This window comes from Streptomyces sp. CB03238 (assembly GCF_002099185.1).
GTDB lineage: Bacteria > Actinomycetota > Actinomycetes > Streptomycetales > Streptomycetaceae > Streptomyces.
Genome location: NZ_NBCN01000011.1, coordinates 291,393 through 309,068 on the forward strand (window position 1 = coordinate 291,393; position 17,676 = coordinate 309,068).

At 70.2% G+C, this 17,676-nt stretch carries 19 protein-coding genes, 2 tRNA genes and 2 pseudogenes; 11 read left to right on the forward strand and 12 right to left on the reverse strand.

Annotation, left to right across the window (positions count from 1 at the left end):
• Nucleotides 1-32 precede the first annotated feature (32 nt).
• Nucleotides 33-482 (reverse strand): SSI family serine proteinase inhibitor, encoded by a 450-nt coding sequence (locus BKD26_RS22420; RefSeq protein WP_084901038.1) that lies wholly within the window; start codon nucleotides 480-482, stop codon nucleotides 33-35.
• 221 nt (nucleotides 483-703) lie between these two features.
• On the opposite strand from BKD26_RS22420, the gene BKD26_RS22425 reads away from it, so the two are divergent.
• Together BKD26_RS22425 and BKD26_RS22430 are read left to right on the forward strand one after the other, a co-directional pair.
• Nucleotides 704-797 (forward strand) — tRNA-Ser (locus tag BKD26_RS22425).
• 205 nt (nucleotides 798-1,002) lie between these two features.
• A tRNA-Arg gene (locus BKD26_RS22430) sits at nucleotides 1,003-1,075 on the forward strand.
• Nucleotides 1,076-1,685: 610 nt separating this feature from the next.
• Here the strand turns inward: BKD26_RS22430 and BKD26_RS22435 are convergent.
• Nucleotides 1,686-1,979, reverse strand: a pseudogene (locus tag BKD26_RS22435) (transcriptional regulator); the annotation flags it as partial.
• Nucleotides 1,980-2,017: 38 nt separating this feature from the next.
• On the reverse strand, nucleotides 2,018-3,124 hold the full coding sequence (locus tag BKD26_RS22440; protein ID WP_084901040.1) for a hypothetical protein: 1,107 nt from the start codon (nucleotides 3,122-3,124) through the stop codon (nucleotides 2,018-2,020).
• 341 nt (nucleotides 3,125-3,465) lie between these two features.
• On the opposite strand from BKD26_RS22440, the gene BKD26_RS22445 reads away from it, so the two are divergent.
• A complete protein-coding gene (locus BKD26_RS22445) occupies nucleotides 3,466-3,654 on the forward strand; it encodes a hypothetical protein (protein WP_084901043.1) in 189 nt (62 codons plus the stop codon).
• A 389-nt stretch (nucleotides 3,655-4,043) separates the two neighbouring features.
• The gene (locus BKD26_RS22450) at nucleotides 4,044-4,616 is read left to right on the forward strand and encodes a hypothetical protein (protein ID WP_143662696.1); all 573 of its coding nucleotides are present in this window, start codon (nucleotides 4,044-4,046) and stop codon (nucleotides 4,614-4,616) included.
• A 78-nt stretch (nucleotides 4,617-4,694) separates the two neighbouring features.
• Here the strand turns inward: BKD26_RS22450 and BKD26_RS22455 are convergent, their stop codons facing one another.
• Nucleotides 4,695-5,327, reverse strand: a complete 633-nt coding sequence (locus tag BKD26_RS22455; RefSeq protein WP_241518774.1) for a response regulator — start codon at nucleotides 5,325-5,327, stop codon at nucleotides 4,695-4,697.
• A 70-nt stretch (nucleotides 5,328-5,397) separates the two neighbouring features.
• Here BKD26_RS22455 and BKD26_RS22460 point away from each other — a divergent pair, with 70 nt between their 5' ends.
• The 5 genes and pseudogenes from BKD26_RS22460 (at nucleotide 5,398) to BKD26_RS22480 (ending at nucleotide 9,846) form a co-directional block, all read left to right on the forward strand.
• Nucleotides 5,398-6,258, forward strand: coding sequence for a DUF2797 domain-containing protein (locus BKD26_RS22460; RefSeq protein ID WP_241518787.1), 861 nt, complete (start codon nucleotides 5,398-5,400; stop codon nucleotides 6,256-6,258).
• 9 nt (nucleotides 6,259-6,267) lie between these two features.
• Nucleotides 6,268-6,528: pseudogene (locus tag BKD26_RS22465) on the forward strand (amidohydrolase); the annotation flags it as partial.
• 166 nt (nucleotides 6,529-6,694) lie between these two features.
• Nucleotides 6,695-7,402 carry a response regulator transcription factor gene (locus tag BKD26_RS22470; protein ID WP_084901048.1) on the forward strand — a complete coding sequence of 236 codons (708 nt, stop codon included), beginning with the start codon at nucleotides 6,695-6,697 and terminating at the stop codon, nucleotides 7,400-7,402.
• 85 nt (nucleotides 7,403-7,487) lie between these two features.
• Nucleotides 7,488-8,990 (forward strand): MFS transporter, encoded by a 1,503-nt coding sequence (locus tag BKD26_RS22475; RefSeq protein ID WP_084901050.1) that lies wholly within the window; start codon nucleotides 7,488-7,490, stop codon nucleotides 8,988-8,990.
• Nucleotides 8,991-9,066: 76 nt separating this feature from the next.
• The gene (locus tag BKD26_RS22480) at nucleotides 9,067-9,846 is read left to right on the forward strand and encodes a TetR/AcrR family transcriptional regulator (RefSeq protein WP_084901053.1); all 780 of its coding nucleotides are present in this window, start codon (nucleotides 9,067-9,069) and stop codon (nucleotides 9,844-9,846) included.
• 80 nt (nucleotides 9,847-9,926) lie between these two features.
• Here BKD26_RS22480 and BKD26_RS22485 read toward each other — a convergent pair whose 3' ends face one another.
• From BKD26_RS22485 to BKD26_RS22495, 3 genes are all read right to left on the reverse strand, one after another.
• Nucleotides 9,927-10,742 (reverse strand): YceI family protein, encoded by an 816-nt coding sequence (locus BKD26_RS22485; RefSeq protein ID WP_084901056.1) that lies wholly within the window; start codon nucleotides 10,740-10,742, stop codon nucleotides 9,927-9,929.
• A 116-nt stretch (nucleotides 10,743-10,858) separates the two neighbouring features.
• Nucleotides 10,859-13,252, reverse strand: a complete 2,394-nt coding sequence (locus tag BKD26_RS22490; protein ID WP_084901058.1) for an MFS transporter — start codon at nucleotides 13,250-13,252, stop codon at nucleotides 10,859-10,861.
• A gap of 31 nt (nucleotides 13,253-13,283) precedes the next feature.
• On the reverse strand, nucleotides 13,284-13,730 hold the full coding sequence (locus BKD26_RS22495; protein ID WP_084901061.1) for a MarR family winged helix-turn-helix transcriptional regulator: 447 nt from the start codon (nucleotides 13,728-13,730) through the stop codon (nucleotides 13,284-13,286).
• A 145-nt stretch (nucleotides 13,731-13,875) separates the two neighbouring features.
• On the opposite strand from BKD26_RS22495, the gene BKD26_RS22500 reads away from it, so the two are divergent.
• Nucleotides 13,876-14,076 carry a hypothetical protein gene (locus BKD26_RS22500; protein ID WP_084901063.1) on the forward strand — a complete coding sequence of 67 codons (201 nt, stop codon included), beginning with the start codon at nucleotides 13,876-13,878 and terminating at the stop codon, nucleotides 14,074-14,076.
• A gap of 15 nt (nucleotides 14,077-14,091) precedes the next feature.
• On the opposite strand, the gene BKD26_RS41455 is transcribed toward BKD26_RS22500, so the two are convergent.
• Entirely contained in the window at nucleotides 14,092-14,298 is a 207-nt protein-coding gene (locus tag BKD26_RS41455) for a hypothetical protein (protein ID WP_241518775.1), read from the reverse strand.
• Here BKD26_RS41455 and BKD26_RS41460 point away from each other — a divergent pair.
• Nucleotides 14,285-14,872, forward strand: coding sequence for a hypothetical protein (locus BKD26_RS41460; RefSeq protein ID WP_241518776.1), 588 nt, complete (start codon nucleotides 14,285-14,287; stop codon nucleotides 14,870-14,872). The two genes, BKD26_RS41455 and BKD26_RS41460, sit on opposite strands and share 14 nt — an antisense overlap.
• Nucleotides 14,873-14,876: 4 nt before the next feature.
• Here the strand turns inward: BKD26_RS41460 and BKD26_RS22510 are convergent, their stop codons facing one another.
• The 4 genes from BKD26_RS22510 to BKD26_RS40440 all read right to left on the reverse strand — a co-directional run bounded on the left by BKD26_RS22510 (nucleotide 14,877) and on the right by BKD26_RS40440 (nucleotide 17,527).
• Nucleotides 14,877-15,806 (reverse strand): SigB/SigF/SigG family RNA polymerase sigma factor, encoded by a 930-nt coding sequence (locus BKD26_RS22510; RefSeq protein ID WP_084901068.1) that lies wholly within the window; start codon nucleotides 15,804-15,806, stop codon nucleotides 14,877-14,879.
• A 234-nt stretch (nucleotides 15,807-16,040) separates the two neighbouring features.
• Nucleotides 16,041-16,847: an RNA polymerase sigma factor SigF gene (locus BKD26_RS22515; protein WP_084901072.1), complete on the reverse strand. Its 807-nt coding sequence runs from the start codon at nucleotides 16,845-16,847 to the stop codon at nucleotides 16,041-16,043.
• Nucleotides 16,848-17,059: 212 nt separating this feature from the next.
• Nucleotides 17,060-17,353, reverse strand: coding sequence for a Dabb family protein (locus BKD26_RS22520; RefSeq protein WP_084901075.1), 294 nt, complete (start codon nucleotides 17,351-17,353; stop codon nucleotides 17,060-17,062).
• 9 nt (nucleotides 17,354-17,362) lie between these two features.
• Nucleotides 17,363-17,527, reverse strand: coding sequence for a hypothetical protein (locus BKD26_RS40440; RefSeq protein ID WP_179166646.1), 165 nt, complete (start codon nucleotides 17,525-17,527; stop codon nucleotides 17,363-17,365).
• Nucleotides 17,528-17,676 lie beyond the last annotated feature (149 nt).

Here is a 17,676-nt window from a genome sequence, read left to right on the forward strand (position 1 = left end):
GTGGGCTCGACGGCGGTTGTGTGCGGGTTCCTCTACGACCGGGCCATCGGCAGCACCGGCTTCAGGGCGTCCCACCTGGCGATCTCGCAGCCGTCGGTCCGCTTGAAGTGCGCGTCGACGTCCTGGCCCTGCCAGGTCCCGGTGATGTGCGCGGTCGCGTCTCCGCCGTGCTGCTGGGTACACATCTGACCCTTGGCCACGGGCGTGAACGGGTCCCTGCCCTCCTCGGCCAGCTCGTCGAGCCGGTCGCACGCCCCCTGCACCTTCGGGTGGTTCCCCTCGGCGGTCCTGAGCCCGCACTTCAGCTCGAAGGTGCCGTCCGCCGTCGGGTTCCCCGAATCGCTGACGGTGATGGTCAGGGTGTCGGTCCCCGCCAGCAGCGGCAACGGCAGCGGCCCGCCCCCGCCGGCGACGGCGGCGGGCGCGGCGGCACCGAGCGCGGCGAGGGACGCGGCGGAGGTGAGGACGAGGCGGCGCAGCATACGAACTCCTGGGGGTACGGAACCGTCGGGATGCCCGGCATCCCTCACCCCACTAACGCTCCACCCCCCGGCGCGTTGCGCAAACCGACCCCCTTGGCGCCCCCGGAACCCCTTTGCCCTGCGCCCCGCCCGCCTAGTACCGTGGGGAGCGATTGGTGACACCCCCTTGGACTGTGTCATCATCTCCACGCACCACTCGCGCCTGCGCGGGTGTGGCAACTGGAGGCGTCGCCTAGTCCGGTCTATGGCGCCGCACTGCTAATGCGGTTTGGGTCTTAAAGCCCATCGAGGGTTCAAATCCCTCCGCCTCCGCCAGCACCACCCGAAGCCCCGGCCCCAAGGCCGGGGCTTCGCCCGTTCCCCGCCCCCTCTTACCCGCACGGGCTACCCCCGGCAAAGGCCCCTGATCGGCATTTGCCCAGGTCAGAGGGGGTGCGGCTAATGGATTTCGCGTCACGGCGCAGGTCATGTAATGTTGTTCCCGCAACGCCGACCGGGCAGAAAAGCCCGGGAAGCACAAGCACTCGTAGCTTAACGGATAGAGCATCTGACTACGGATCAGAAGGTTGCAGGTTCGAATCCTGCCGAGTGCACAGCAAGCCAGAGGGCCTGTGGAGTGATCCACAGGTCCTCTGGCTTTTGTCTTGACGGCAGTGGTTGACGGCAACCGCTTCGAAGGACCGCCGCCGGACCGATCAGACGGCTACAAGGACACCGGCCGTACCCTCGTCATCGTCCGGCCGCTGCCGTCACCCTCAGTGCGTCCCCGACGCGGTCGAAGGCGGACCGCTGGGAGTCCTGCCGCACCGAGGTGTAGATATGTCCATGGTCACGCGGATGAAGGCGGCCCGCTGGCTCCATGTCTCCGCCCCCACCCGCTCGTACTGCTGCAAGAGCCCGAGAAGCGGGCAGCCAGACTCACGAAGAACGCGCCGGCGTCCCCACACCAGCAGTAGCGGGTACATGCCAAGACCGCACAGGTCGCCGCGGATCGACGTTCACTCGGTCATGGCCCGGGCGGCCGCCATCCGTCAGGCAGGGCCGGCGGCAACGCTCAGGCTGGAACGGGGCCGCGGCCTGACAGATTGGGGAGGCGTGGCTGGGGCCGGTGGGTGGTTGCTGGAGACACGCGTGGCGGGTGCTCGGTCGGCGCACCCGCCGTCGTGGCTGACTTTCTGTGGCTGAGGTCGCCAACGGCACGGGTCAGCTGACCAGGGAAGGCGGCGCGATCGTTCGTGCGCGGTCGTAGAGGACCCTCGCGGCGGTGTTCTTCAGGTGCGGCCGGAGGAGGCCGAACATGGTTCTGATCCGGTCGTCGGCTCGGCCGGACTGCACCATGGGGTAGTCGTCGAGCGCCTGGTGCCAGGTGGCGCAGGCGGCTTCCAGGTGGCCGATCTCCAGTTGCCGCTCGACCAGCATGGCGCGGTGTCGAACGCGGGCGCGGCGGTAGACGCTGTAGCGCACTTTGTCGGACTGCTGCATGGCCTCGATGGCGCCGGGGCACGAGAGTCTGGTGCTGTTCGATTGCCGGACGGCTAGAAGAGGGCAGCCGAGGTGCTCTGCGTGAAGTTCTCGAGGATCGTGCGCAGCCAAGGGCTGCGTACGGCTGGTAGCCGGACCAAGGTGTGTTGGAACGTTCCCCGGTCGGCCCGGAACAGGTGGTTGGGGAGCAGCGGGAGCGGGTCGTCGCGGAGGACGTCTTGGGCTATGCGGCCCGACGCGGGAACCGGCAAGTTCGGTTCGGGAGAGACCAGCCACAGCCACACCCCCAGCGGCAGGGGCACCAGGTATGCCGGTGCGGTCGGGTCGGCAGGGGTCCAGGTCCGGCCCGTCTGGGGATGGACGGGGACGAGGAGGATGTCGACGCCCGCGTCCGGGGAGGGCTGTCCCGGTCCGGCCAGGACGGCGCGCCGCTTCAGGGTGCCTGCAGGCAGCAAGGCGTCGAGCGCGCGTTGGAACACGTCCCCGGTCAGGCCGTCCGGGACCTTCACCGGCTGCCCCTGGGAGGCGATCAGCAGGTGGGCGAGCGCCTGGCCGGCTGCCGCCTCCCACTGCGGACTCCACGACCAGTAGTGGTTCGGCCCCAGCCGTCCTCCCCACGTGGCGATCGGCTCGAACGGGGGGGTTTTCTCCCCCTTCTCTGCCAGCTCCGCCCAGGAGAGGGGCGCGGCGTGGATACCGTCGACGGGGACTCGGTGCACGACGTCCGAGCCGAGTCGCACCATCTGCCAGAGCGAGCAGTCGTCGACCCTGGTCGCCACGGGGAGGTCGCATGCCTCGCAGGCCATGTTGGGCCCGTCGGCCCCGTCGAGGCCACAGCAGGCACCGCCACGCTTCTCAGGAATCAGCCGGGTTCCACGGATATCACCGGGCGCGATGACACTCGCCCCGGGCGTGCCGTCGGACAGGGCGTGGACCGGCGCGTAGATGCCGCGTGACTCAGCCTCGCCCGGATCTATCTCGTCCCACAGCCGCCACGGCCCTCCCCAGGGATCCGGGTCCACGGCAAACGTCCCTGACTCCATGAGCACCGGAAGCTGGGCCCCGTTCCCGTACTGCTGACGGGCGTGGACCGGCAGTGAGACCTGGGACAGCGGGATGGTCAACTCGGCACCGCACCCCGCACACACGAAAACGAACAAATTTCCTCCGGCTGGGAAACAGACGCATCTTCGCAGCTCACCGGCAGCCGGCCAACATGTTCTCTCATCCGCTGCGGGAACGGCACCTGCCACCGTCGTGGAGTATCAACGCAGCGCGAGCAAGTGCCAGCCACCGCCTCGGACTACGGCAAGCGACTCACTCGGTGTTCGGATTCCCGGTGTGCTGCGGCGCCTCCCGAAGTGGTGAACATCTGCTGCCCATTCTCGTGAACAAAGCCAAATCCCGGATCTCGCCGTCCTGCCATGGCAGCAGCGGGCGCCGCTCGGCTGGAGCGAACACACCTGACGGTGGACTCGACGATCCCTACTGACAGCCGGATTTGCAGCTCATCTTCGGCGAGGGGCCGGCATGGGCTGATGTCGACCGCTTGGGACACCAGGACACCGGGTTCGACTACGACGAGATCGGCGCGTCAAGGACTGCCGCGCTCGGAGAGATGCGTCGCTTCATCGAGTCCTACCTCAGCTGGCCGCTATGCGGCGAGCCGAACCCGCTCGCAGCGACCTGACCCTCGAACGGGTGGGGCAGCTCCCGCGCCCGGTACCAACCACCCTGTCCGCTACCGCACGCGCGGTGTGGGTGGGGGGCGACGGCCGCGTCGGGTACCGGTGGTCCGGCACGGTGGGCCACTGCCGTGTTCGAGGCGGCGGTTGTCGGCGATGGCCCGTCGCGTTCTGCGTTGTGGTTGCGGTTGGGATGTCTTGTGTAGATCCGCATGACGGATGAGGTGCGAGCCGGGGCGTCAATAGTGGGGCAGCCTTGTGTTGTTGGCGTCGAGGGCAACTGCTTCGGCCGCGCGGCTACTTGACCCGGATCATGTGCAGCCGTGAAGGCCCTATAGGGTGATCGAACACTGCTCCTCCAGAGCAGAACGTATGACCAAAACGAGGGGACCCAATGAAACTGAATCTGCGTCGAACATCGCCTGCGCAGCGGTCGTCCGCGAGCCGGAAGATGATGTCGGCCGCGCTGGTCGGCGCTGCCGTCGTCGGCGCGTCGGTGCTGAGCTTGTCGCCGGCGTCCGCGCTGAACTGGAAGTGCACGAGCAGCTCCAGCACCATCGACGACGCGGGGTACTCCGGTCCCTTCGCGGACAACTGGGACTTCACCGTCAAGAACTGCGTGGCCCGGTCCGGCGGTTACGTGTACGCCAAGGCCACGGTGAGCTGGGACGCTCCCCCGTCGTACGCCGGAACCGACCTGACGGAGACCTTCGACAGCGCCCACTTCCGGCTGTACCTCAAGCACTCCGATGCCGGCGCGGACACCGTCCTGCTCAAGAAGGACTTCAATATCCAGCCCGCGCTGGCTGCCATGAGCAGCGCCGGCAACGGTTCGTGGTCCTCGTCCACGATCAAGAAGAGTGTGGGCAGCAAGAGCGCGTACGCCGCCGGCGCGCTGAGGCTCAACTGGGACGAGGACGGCAAGGGCGTCCGCCAGTACGACTTCAAGGGCACCCGCTCGGTCTGACGCCGGTACTGACGCCTAGGGCGCAGAGTTGAGAGGCCCCGGAGAGATCCGGGGCCTCTCGCGTTGCCGGCGGCCGCGTCACAGGGTGCCGAGGCGTGACCTCTCCATCAGGTCGATCACGTAGTGGACCAGCTCGACCGGCGCTGTCGTGGCCGCGAAGATCCGGCGGTCGACACCGCGTTCCGGGTTCCAGTTCCCCGTGTAGATCAGTACGGGGGTGCGGACGCCGTACTGCTCCAGGAGGCGCAGCAGTGTGGTTCCGGCCTGAGGGTCGCCGTGCCGTTCCATGTCGCTGATGACGACGTCGTACGACCGGCGGCGCAGGAGGGGAGCGGCCTCCTCGGTGGAGCGGGCCGGATCGATGTGCATGCCGGCCGTGCGGAAGAGCTCCATGAGCGGGGCGTTGCCCTCGGGGTGGTCGTCGACCCAGAGGATCCGGCCGTCGGACAGCAGGTCGGCGGCGTGCTCCAGCCGGCCCAGAGCGGTGCGTCTGGCGTGCGGTGTGACGGGAGACTCGCTCTCGTCCTGGGCGCGGTCGAGCAGTTCGGCGGCGAGCTCGATTTCGATGCCCATGGCGCGTACGGCGGTTAATCGGGGAACCATGCGTTCGACGATCGTCCCGCGCAAGGTCATGTAGACGGTGGCGGCGAAGGCCACCCACAGCACGGCCGGGACGGTGCCGATGATCTTGATCCACAGGGCTTCGGACACGTCCACATCATCGTGGGTGGTACGCGTGTGGCGCAGCCGTTCAAGGCAGTCGGGGTACGGTGCCGCCGTGGTGGCGTGGCGATGTGTGGGGCTGAGGTGGACGGGCGGTGCGCCCGTGCTCGTGTGGGAGGGCGGGCGGAGGAGCGTGTTGGGGTATGGGCGGGTGATCGGGTTCCGGGTGGTGGGGGCGCGGGGGTGTGTCGGGGCGCGGGGGAACGCGTGTCCGGTGGGGGCCGTCGTGGGTGGGCGCAGTACTGGGGGGCGGTGTGCGGAGTGTGCGCGGTGGGACCGGGTGGGGTCCGTGGCGGCGGATGGGGTGGCGGACGATCCCAGGGTGTACCGGGTGTACCTCGCGTGGTTCGGGGCCGGCATGGTCAAGGTCGGGATCACGGCGGAGGAGCGCGGGGACGCGCGGCTGCTGGAGCAGGGGGCCGTGGCGTACAGCTGGCTGGGGCGCGGGGCGCTGATGGCCGCGCGGCGGACCGAGGAGGTGCTCGGTACGGCGCTGGGGGTGCCCGACCGGATCCCGTACGCCGCGAAGCGTGTCGCGCGCGTGGGGTTGCCGGGGGAGTGGGAGCGGGCGGCGGAGGTGGCGGCGCTGTACCGGCGGGCCGTGGCGGTGCCCGGGTGGGCGGAGACGCTGGAGCGGCTGGAACCACGGGTCGTGGACCAGGCGGAGGCCTTTGGGCTGGGGCGGGTCGACCGGATCGACGGGGTGGTCACCGAGCTGGTGGACGGCGGGTGTGTGGAGGGGACGCTCATGGCCGCGGCCGGGCCGGATCTTCACCTCCAGGCCCCCGACGGGCGGGCGCTCGTGCTGGATACGCGGTTGATCACCGGGTGGGAGCTGGTCGCCGTCGGCGGGAGTGGGGAGGGGACGACCGTGCCCGTCACCGTTCTGCCGCCAGGGGTGCAGGGCGGGCTTTTCTAAGAGGAGGGTATGCCGCATGAGCGGTCAACTCGTAAGGGGGTTCTGGGGCTCGTGGACGTGCACACGCCTTTCATGCCGGAGCGTGTGCTGCGGAAGGTGTGGGCGTACTTCGACCCGGTCGGGCCGCTGACCGGGACGGAGTGGCCCATCACGTACCGCGAGGAGGAGGACCGGCGGGTCGAGCTGCTGCGGGAGTTCGGGGTCGTGGGCTTCACGTCGATGGTCTATCCGCACAAGGCCGGGATGGCGGAGTGGCTCAACGGGTGGGCGTACGGGTACCTGCACCAACTGGAGGCGCTGGAGCGGCTCGAGCTGGGGGAGGACTGGTTGCGGGGGGTTTGTCACTGGAACGGGGCCCGGCTGTTCCCGGTGCACTCTTAGGGGATTCACAGAGAGCGGAAAGGCTCCTCTCAGCGGTGTCCGGCAGCGTCGGAGCATGACCGTCTGCGGAAGTGCCGTCCGTGTCCTCGTCGTGGACGACGAGGACTCGCTCGCCGAGCTGTTGTCCATGGCCCTGCGGTACGAGGGGTGGGAGGTGCGCAGTGCCGGGGACGGCCCGGGGGCGGTGCGTTCGGCGCGGGAGTTCCGGCCGGATGCCGTCGTGCTGGACGTGATGCTGCCCGACATGGCCGGGGACGGGCCGGCGGTGCTCAGCAGGCTGCGGCGCGAACTGGCCGGCGTGCCGGTGCTGTTCCTGACGGCGAAGGACGCGGTCGAGGACCGGATCGCGGGGCTGACGGCGGGCGGGGACGACTACGTCACCAAGCCGTTCAGCCTGGAGGAGGTCGTGGCGCGGCTGCGCGGGCTGATCCGGCGGTCCCCGGCCGCGGCGGGGCGGGGTGACTCCGTGCTGGTCGTCGGAGATCTGATCCTCGACGAGGACAGCCACGAGGTGTCGCGGGGCGGGCGGGGGATCCATCTGACCGCCACCGAGTTCGAGCTGCTGCGGTTCCTCATGCGCAACCCCCGGCGGGTGCTCAGCAAGGCGCAGATCCTCGACTGGGTGTGGAGCTACGACTTCGGCGGGCGGGCCAACGTGGTCGAGCTGTACATCTCGTACCTGCGGAAGAAGATCGACGCCGGGCGGGCGCCGATGATCCACACCCGGCGGGGCGCGGGGTATCTGATCAAGCCGGCGGCGTAGGCCCGAAAAACGTTATACGGCGTATGGCTTCCACTTGTACGGTGTACGGGACCTGCCCTTTACACCGTACAAGGAGCCCACTCCCATGACGGCGACCACCGCCGGGAACGACCAGAAGCCCACCGCCGCCACCCCCGGCGGCCACCCGCAGCGCTGGCTGATCCTCGGCGTGATCTGCCTCGCCCAGCTGACCGTGCTGCTCGACAACACCGTCCTCAGCGTCGCGATCCCGTCCCTCACCAAGGAGCTCGACGCCTCCACCGCCGACATCCAGTGGATGATCAACGCCTACTCGCTCGTCCAGTCCGGACTGCTCCTCACCGCCGGCAACGCCGCCGACCGCTACGGCCGCAAGAAGATGCTGCTCACCGGTCTCGCGCTGTTCGGCATCGGCTCGCTGGCCGCCGGACTCGCCCAGTCCTCCGCCCAGTTGATCGCCGCCCGCGCGGGCATGGGCGTCGGCGGGGCGCTGCTGATGACCACGACCCTCGCGGTCGTCGTCCAGGTCTTCGACGAGACCGAGCGCGTCAAGGCCATCGCCCTGTGGTCCACGGTCAGCTCGCTCGGCTTCGCGGCCGGGCCGCTGCTCGGCGGGTTCGTGCTCGACCACTTCTGGTGGGGCGCGATCTTCCTGATCAACATCCCGGTCGCGGTCCTCGGCCTCGCCGCCGTCACCGCCCTCGTACCCGAGTCCAAGCACAAGCAGGGGGACCGGCCCGACCTCCTCGGTGCCGTACTGTCCACGATCGGCATGACGGCGGTCGTCTACGCGATCATCTCCGGCCCCGACCACGGCTGGACGTCCGGCCAGGTCCTCGTCTCCGCCGCGATCGGCGTGGTCGTCCTCGCCGGCTTCGCCGTGTGGGAGCTGCACACCTCGTACCCCATGCTGGACATGCACTTTTTCCGCAACCAGCGGTTCGTCGGCGCCGTCGCCGGCGCCATCCTGGTCGCCTTCGGCATGACCGGCTCGCTGTTCCTGCTCACCCAGCACCTGCAGTTCGTGCTCGGGTACGGGCCGCTCGACGCGGGTCTGCGTACGGCGCCGCTCGCCCTCACCGTCGTCGTACTCAACCTCACCGGCGTCGGCGCGCGGCTGCTGCCCAAGCTGGGTACGCCCTGGACCATCGCCATCGGCATGGCGCTGGTCGCCGCCGGCCTCGCCGCGATCGCCGTCCTGGGCGGGGTGCACGGGTACGGCGGCATGCTCCTCGGGCTGGTCGTCATGGGCGCGGGCGTCGCGCTGTCCATGCCCGCCATGGCCAACGCCATCATGAGCGCGATCCCGCCGGAGAAGGCGGGCGTCGGCGCCGGCATCAACGGCACGCTCGCCGAGTTCGGCAACGGGCTGGGTGTCGCCGTCCTCGGCGCCGTCCTCAACTCCCGGTTCGCCGCGCTCGTCTCCGTATCGGCCGCCTCCCTGCCCGCCGCGCTCGCGGCGGCCGACGGGCCGGCCGAGAAGGCCCGGATCGCCGACGCGTTCGCCACCGGGCTGGAGACCAGCCAGCTGGTCGGCGCGGTGGCGGTGCTGGCCGGCGGCCTGCTGGCGGCGGTGCTGCTGCGGCGCGCGGAAGGGCGGCGGGCGTAGCAGCGGCGGGCCTGGCAGCGGCGGGCCTGGCAGCGGCGGGCATAGCATCGGGGGCCAGGAACGAGGAGGAACGCCCATGGTGTCGGCAGCCGACCGCGCGAAGCACCCGGCCCGCGCGAGCGTGTGGCTGGAGGGCGGCAAGGCCGCGCGGTCTGCGGGCCGCAAGGCGGAGCAGCCCTCCGGCCTCGACCGGGAACGCATCACCGCGGCGGCGGTCCGGCTGCTGGACGCCGAGGGGCTGGCCAAGTTCTCCATGCGGCGGCTCGCGGCGGAGCTGAACGTCACCGCGATGTCGGTCTACTGGTACGTCGACACCAAGGACGACCTGCTGGAGCTGGCGATCGACGCGGTCCTCGGGGAGCTGGACCTCCCCGAGCCGGCCGCCGACGGCGACGACTGGCGCGACCGGCTCCGCGCGCTAGCCGTCGGCTACCGCTCCCTGCTGGTCCGCCACCCGTGGGTGTCCCCGCTGATCGGCCGGTTCCTCAACATCGGCCCGCACGCGATGGCGTTCGCGCTCTGCGTCCAGCAGGTCATCGGCAGCACGGGCCTGCCCGCGCACGCCCAGACGGGCGCGACGCAGGCGGTCTTCCAGTTCGTGTACGGCTTCGGCACCATCGAGGGCCAGTTCATGCAGCGGTGCGCGAGCGCGGGCATGAGCCAGGACGAGTACTTCCGTGAGGCGATGGCCACGATCTACGAACAGCCCGGGTACGAGAAGGACTTCCGGCGCGCCACGGAGCTGATGGAGGCCCGCGGCGGCGACACGGTGGAGGAGATGCGCGAACGCGACTTCGACTTCGGGCTGAAGCTCCTGGTCGCCGGCATCGAGGCGATGACCCAGGCCTGTCCCTAGGCCTGTCCCTAGGCCTGTCCCTAGGCCTGTCCCTAGGCCTGTCCCTAGGCCTGTCCCTAGGCCTGTCCCTAGGCCTGTCCCTAGGCCTGCGGAAGCTCCCCCTGCACCGCCTGGATGTCGAGCTCCACCCGCAGCGTCGTGCCGATCGCCGAGATGCCCGCCTGGACCACCTGGTTGTAGTTCATGGCGAAGTCCTCCCGGCGCAGCTCCGCCGTCGCCCGGAACGCCGCGCGCACCCCGCCCCACGGATCCGGCCCCGTGCCGAGGTACGTGAGGTCGAGATCGACGTCACGGACGACGCCGTGGAGGGACAGGGCGCCGTGCACGGTCCAGCGGTCGGGGCCCACGGGGCTGAGGCCGTGGCCGCGGTAGGTGATCTCCGGGTACGTGTCGACGTCCAGGAAGTCGGGCGACTTCAGGTGCTTGTCGCGCAGCGCGTTGCCCGTGTCGATGGACGTCGCCGAGATCACCGCGTCCACACGCGAGGCTCCGAGATCGGGGGAGATCTCGATCCGGCCGCCGAAGTCGGTGAACCGGCCGTGCACGCTGGAGATGCCCAGGTGCTGCGCGACCGCGCCCACGGACGAGTGCGCCGCGTCCAGCGACCAGGCGCCCGGCGGCGGGAGTTCCACGCCGCCCGCCCGCGCCAGGACGACCGTGCCGACCTCGGCCCGCCCGCTCGCGGTCACCAGCGCGGTGGACGCGGCCGGGGCGTACCCGACCGCCGTCACGATCACCGTGTACGGGCCGGGCGCGAGCGGCGCGTCCGCGACGACGGCTCCCTCGGCGTCGGCGCCGGCCCGCAGCACCTGCGCGCCGGTCATGTCGGTCACGGTCACCACGGCGTGCTGGACGGCCCAGCCGTCGCGGGTGCGTACCTGTGCGTGCAGTGCCATTCCCGTACCTCTCCTCTTGCTCCGGAAGAAGGGGCGGCAGGCCGTCCCCTGCCTGCCGCCCCTGTGCCCGGCCGCGCCTCCGCTCGACGCGCGGCCGGGGGTCTTCGAACCTGCGCCTACTCGCCGGGGTGGGCCAGCTCGATGTCGTGGCCGTCGACTCCGCGCCCGGCCACGGTCAGGGCACCGGCCACCGGCGGGTAGCCGGTCGCGATGACCGTGTACTCGCCCGCGTCGAGGTCGGCGAACCCGTACGCGCCGTCCTCGCCGGTCGTCGCCGTCGCGACCACGTTCCCGGCCGCGTCGACGAGCGTCACCCGCGCGTCCGCCAGCGGGCGGTGGTCCGCCCCGGCGCGTACCGTGCCCTGGAGCCGCGCCCCGGACCGGAGCAGCGCCTCCACCCGGGTCACGCCCTGGCCGCCGATCTCGACCGGGAGGGCGAGCGGCCGGTAGCCGTCGGCGTTCACCGCGACGGTCACGGCGCCCGGCACCAGCTCGGCGAAGGCGAAGGTGCCGTCCTGGGTGGACTTGCCGGTGGCGAGCACATCGCCGCGCACATCCGTGACGATCACCATCGCGCCCTCGACGGGCTCCCCGCCCTCGGCGGCCTTCACGGCGCCGACGAGCCCACTCGTACCGGAGAGGAGGATGTCGTACGCCAGTGCCTCCTCCGCCACGACGACCGTGGACGCCTGCGGCTGGAAGCCGTCGGCCGAGGCGATCAGGACGTACGAGCCCGGGCCCGGCGCGTCCAGCGTGTACGCGCCGTCGGCCTGGGCGACCGCGCGGCCCAGCTGCCGCCCGCCCAGCGAGATCAGCGTGACCGCCGCCCGGGCGACGGGCGTGCCCTCCGCGGTGCGGACGGTGCCGTGGACGGGGGTGTCGTGCGTGGCCGCCACGACGACGGGCGTCTCAGGAGCCGGGGCAGGCTCCGGCTCCGGCTTCGCGTTGCTCTTCAGCGCGACCTCCTTGATGAACAGCGTCACGAGGAAGGCGAGCAGGGCGAAGGGGGCGGAGTAGAGGAACACGTCGGCCACACCGTGTCCGTACGCCGTCTCCATGACCGTACGGAACGGAGCCGGCAGTGCGTCCAGGTCGGGGATGCCCCCGCCGCCCGTACCGCCGTGGCCCAGCGCCGCGCCCTGCGGGCCCAGGTCGGCGAGGCCGTCCTGCACGTAGTGGGTGACCCGGTTGGCCATGACCGCGCCCAGCGCCGAGACGCCGATGGCACCGCCGAGGGACCGGAAGAAGGTGACGACGGACGACGCCGCACCGAGGTCCGAGGGCTCGACCTGGTTCTGGGTGCACAGCACGAGGTTCTGCATCATCATGCCGATGCCCAGGCCCATGACGGCCATGAAGACCGCGATGTGCCAGTACTCCGTGTCGTACCGGATGGTGCCCAGCAGCCCGAGGCCCGCTGTCACCAGCACACCACCGCTGACCAGCCACGCCTTCCAGCGGCCCGTCTTGGTGATGACCTGGCCGCTGACCGTGGAGGACAGGAACAGGCCGGCGATCATCGGAATGGTCATGACGCCCGACATCGTCGGCGACTTGTCGCGCGCCAGCTGGAAGTACTGGCTGAAGAAGACCGTGCCGGCGAACATCGCCACACCGACGAAGAGCGACGCGATCGAGGCGAGCGTGATGGTCCGGTTGCGGAACAGCCGCAGCGGGATGATCGGTTCGCTCGCCCTCGACTCGACGAGCAGGAACAGCGCACCGAGGACGACCGAGCCGCCGACCATGGTGTACGTCTGCCACGACGCCCAGTCGTACTTGTCACCGGCGAAGGTGACCCACACCAGCAGCAGCGAGACAGCCGCGCTGATGAAGAAGGCGCCCGACCAGTCGACCTTGACCTGCCGCTTCACGACCGGCAGCTTCAAAGTCTTCTGGAGCACGATCAGCGCGATGACGGCGAAGGGCACGCCGACGTAGAAGCACCAGCGCCAGCCGAGCCAGTCGGTGTCGGTGATGACGCCGCCGAGCAGCGGGCCGCCGACGGTGGCGACGGCGAACGTGGCGCCGAGGTAGCCGCTGTAGCGGCCGCGCTCGCGCGGGGAGATCATCGCGGCCATCACGATCTGCGCGAGGGCGGACAGACCGCCGACGCCGATGCCCTGGACGACGCGGCAGGCGATGAGCATGCCGGCGTTCTGGGAGAGGCCGGCGACGACCGAGCCCAGCACGTAGATGACCAGGGATATCTGGACCAGCAGCTTCTTGGAGAAGAGGTCCGCGAGTTTGCCCCACAGCGGGGTGGTCGCCGTCATCGCGAGCAGCGAGGCGGTCACGACCCAGGTGTAGGCGCTCTGGCCGCCGCCGAGGTCGGTGATGATCTCGGGAAGGGCGTTGGAGACGATCGTCGAGGACAGGATGGCGACGAACATGCCGAGCAGCAGCCCGGAGAGCGCCTCCATGATCTGCCGGTGCGTCATCGGCGCGCCGCCACCGTCACGGGTCTTGGCGTGGCCGCCCCGCACACCGGCTGGTGTGGTCGTAGCCATGTACTTCCTTTAGTTACGTACGGGCGTGGGCTTACGTACGGGCGTGGGCCCGGCAGTCTCCGAAGGAGTCCCGGAGGCGGGCGAGCAGTGCGGTCAGCTGTCCGACGTCGTCGTCGGACCAGTCCTTGAGGGTGCGGGCGAACATGTCCGCGCTCCGGCGGCCGAGGTCATGGAGCATGTCCTGGCCCGCCGGGGTCAGCCGCAGGATGCGGGAGCGCCTGTCGTCCGGGTCGGGCAGCCGCTCGATCCAGCCGCGCTCCACGACGTGCGCGACATGACGGCTGGTGACCGACATGTCGACGGCGAGCAGCTCGGCGAGCCGGCTCATCCGCATGTCGCCGTGGTGGGCGAGGAGGGACAGCACGGCCGCCGATCCGCCCGGGCACTCGGCGGGCAGGGCTCGGGAGAGTCCGCGCTTGACGGCGCCGATGGCGCTCAGCTGCCGGGCCAGCTCTTCGTACTGACTTCGCTCGGCCATGGGCACCCCCACATCTTGTTGCTTAGGGCAACCATAGACAAGGATGGTTGCTACAGGCAAACTAAAAGGGGCGAAGGCGTCTAAAGGTCTGGCAAAGCAAGGCGAGGGTTGGGTGGCGGGGCCAGGTTCGCTAGGGTCCTGCCCCATGGCACACAACCCCCAGGGCCCGGACGGCAACTACGACCCGGCGGGCAGCACGCAGATGTTCCGCGCCTTCGTCGACGAGGGCACGCCGCGGCGGCAGCCGCAGGTGGCGGCCCAGTCTGGGCCGCGGGTCGGCCTGATCGCCGGCGTGGTCGCGGTCGTCGTGATCGTCGCCGCGGTCGCCTGGCTCGCCCTCGGCTGACCGTTCCTTCTTCGCTCACGCCCAGGACGCGGTGACGTCCTGGGTCTCGATGCGCATGCCCAGCGGCACCCGCCAGGCGTCCACGCAGACCGTGTACGTCTGTCTCCGCACCGCGCCCGCCGCGATCGGCAGGGGCAGCGGCTGGGCCGACTCGATGGTGGCCCAGTCGACGCCGAGCGCCCCGATGATGTGCGTCGCGAAGGTGACGGTGCCGGAACGCACTGGTGAGCCGCCGGAGTTGTGGAACTCCACCGTCACCTTCTCGCACCAGCGCCGGTCCGTGGGCGCGCGGAGCGGTGCGCCGACGGTCAGGGCGGCGGGGCCGGCCGGCGGAGTGGTTCCAGGGGCCGGCTGCGGCGGCGCCGGTGTGGGCGCGGGTGTGGGCGTCGTGGGCGTGGACGGGGCGGCACCGGGCCTGTGCGGCCGCGTGGGCGCCGATGAGGACGCCCCCGAGGACGCCCCCGACGACCGGGACGGTTCGGCCGACGGCGGCCGTGACGGATGCGTCGCGCTCGACGGCTTCGGCGGTACGCCCGACGGCGGTACGGAGGACCCCGAGGGCGCCCTCGTCCCCGTACCGGACGATCCACCGCCGTCCAGCGGTACGAGCACGACCTCGCCCGACGGCGGGACCGGTCCCGAGCCGCCGGGGCGGCCGACCGCCCCGGTCGCCACGCGGCCTTCCCCGGCGCCGTTGCCACACGCGGTCAGCGCCCCGCCCAAGCAGAGCGCCACCGCCACCAGCCCAAGTCGACGCGTCATCGCGCCAGTGTGGCTGACGTACCGTCAGTTATAAAGCCTCAGTCGGAGATGAGCCCTTCCCGCAGCTGCGCGAGCGTCCTCGTCAGCAGTCGCGAGACGTGCATCTGGGAGATGCCGACCTCCTCGCCGATCTGCGACTGCGTCATGTTGGCGAAGAACCGCAGCATGATGATCTGCCGCTCGCGGGGCGGGAGTTTGGCGAGGAGCGGCTTGAGTGACTCGCGGTACTCCACGCCCTCCAGGGCGCTGTCCTCGTACCCGAGCCGGTCCGCCAGCGAGCCCTCGCCGCCGTCGTCCTCGGGGGAGGGGGAGTCCAGCGACGACGCCGTGTAGGCGTTGCCGACCGCGAGGCCGTCGACCACGTCGTCCTCCGACACGCCCAGCACGGCGGCGAGTTCGGGGACGGTCGGCGAGCGGTCGAGCTTCTGAGCCAGCTCGTCGCTCGCCTTGGTGAGGGCCAGGCGCAGCTCCTGGAGGCGGCGCGGTACGCGCACCGACCACGAGGTGTCGCGGAAGAACCGCTTGATCTCACCGACGACCGTCGGCATCGCGAAGGTCGGGAACTCCACGCCCCGTTCGCAGTCGAACCGGTCGATCGCCTTGATCAGGCCGATGGTGCCGACCTGGACGATGTCCTCCATCGGCTCGTTGCGCGAGCGGAAGCGGGCGGCCGCGTACCGCACGAGGGGCAGGTTCAGCTCGATCAGCGTGTCGCGGACGTAGGTGCGCTCCGGGCCGTCCACGCCTTCGGCGTCCAGGGCGGCGAGCCGCAGGAACAGGGAGCGGGACAGAGTGCGGGTGTCGAGGGCCTCCGACGTGGTGTCGGGAGCCGTTGCGGGACCGCTCTGCGCGGGTACGGGCACGGGCGCCGGTACGGACTCCGGCAGGGAATCCGGCACGGACACGGGCACGGACGCCGGCACGGGCGTGAGCGTGAGCACCTTCGAGCTGCCCTGTTCTGCGGACATGCCACCCCCTTGAGGTCGCGGACGGTCGCGTGGGCCGCGACCATCGGAGGAACGCAGCCTCCACCTGAATACCGGAGCCGAGACTGCGGCAAACGCGGTTCCAGCAGAATGTCACATGTCGGCAACACGCTGTAGTGACTTGTCGACAAGAATGCCGCAAAAATGCACAGGAAACAGGGGGTGTGAGGCCTTTGGGCCGCTCGATCCAGGGCTGAACGGGTCTACCCGATCAGGTTACGCATCGATTCGATTTGCGGATCTCAGGCGGGCGAAGCTCCGTGCCAGGAGCCTTGACACATGCATCTGGGAGACGCCCAGTTCCTGGCTGATCTGCGACTGGGTCAGATTGCTGTAGTAGCGCAGCATCAGGATCCGCTGCTCCCTCTCGGGGAGCTGCACCAGCAGATGCCGTACGAGATCCCGGTGTTCCACCCCGGCCAGTGCCGGGTCCTCGTAGCCGAGCCGGTCCAGCAGCCCCGGCATCCCGTCGCCCTCCTGGGCGGCCTCCAGGGAGGTGGCGTGGTACGAGCGGCCCGCCTCGATGCAGGAGAGCACCTCGTCCTCGGAGATCTTCAGCCGCTCGGCGATCTCGGCGGTCGTCGGCGATCTGCCGTGAGCCGTCGTCAGGTCCTCCGTGGCGCCGTTGACCTGCACCCACAGCTCGTGCAGCCGGCGCGGTACGTGGACGGTGCGGACGTTGTCGCGGAAGTACCGCTTGATCTCGCCGACGACGGTCGGCATCGCGAACGTGGGGAACTGCACCCCCCGGTCCGGGTCGAACCGGTCGATCGCGTTGATCAACCCGATCGTGCCGACCTGGACGACGTCCTCCATGGGTTCGTTGCGGGACCGGAAGCGGGCTGCGGCGTACCGCACCAGCGGCAGGTTCGCCTCGATGAGCGCCCCGCGCACCCGGGAGTGTTCCGGAGTGCCCGGCTCCAGCGTCTTGAGCTGGCCGAACAGGACCTGGGTGAGCGCTCGGGTGTCGGCCGCCCGCCCCTGTGCCTTGGTGCGGGCCTCCGACTCGTTCTGGGGCGGCACCTGTTGAGGCGTCGTACTGGCCGGCACGTTCACGCCACCCCTTCGCGGTCGATCTCGCGGTCAATTACGGTCAACTCATCCGTCAAAAGCGGTCATAGCATCACAAGACATGTCCACTGTGTGCAAGCACCTGATAACGTCGTGTTGTCGACGTACGCACGGCGAAAAGCCCCGCACCGGTGGGGTGCGGGGCTTCGCCGTGGTGTACGGGATCAGAACTCGTAGTCGGCGATCACCCATGTGGCGAACTCGCGCCACTGGCCGGCGGCGGCCTGGTGGGCCGGGTGCTCGATGTACCGCTTCAGCGCGTCCTTGTCCGCGACCGCCGAGTTGATGGCGAAGTCGTACGCGATGTCCCGGTCGGTGATGTTCCAGGCGCACTCCCAGAACTCCAGCTCCGGGACGACGCCGCCGAGCGCCTCGAACGCCTTCACGGCCTCGACGACACGCGGCTCGTCGCGCCGCACTCCGTCGTTGAGCTTGAAGAGGACCAGGTGGCGGATCACAGGGGACTCCTAATTGACGAGCTCGGTCATGAAGTCGCCGACGCCCTGCGCGGCGCTCGAAATGCCCTCGAACCCTACCTGTACGAGGTCGGCGGCACGCTCGGGGGAGTTGATGATCGTGTACAGCACGAAGACGACGACCACGTACAGCGTGATCTTCTTGGCCTGCACCATCGACCCTGTCTCCCCGTCTCTCCCCTGCGATCCCCTGGGCGGTCGGGTGAGTCTAACCGAGCCTCCAAGGACCAAGGCCCCTCCCATCCGGGCCTTTTGCCGGTCCCGCCCGGGCGGGAGGCGCGGGAGCATGGATGGTGAGCCCGGCG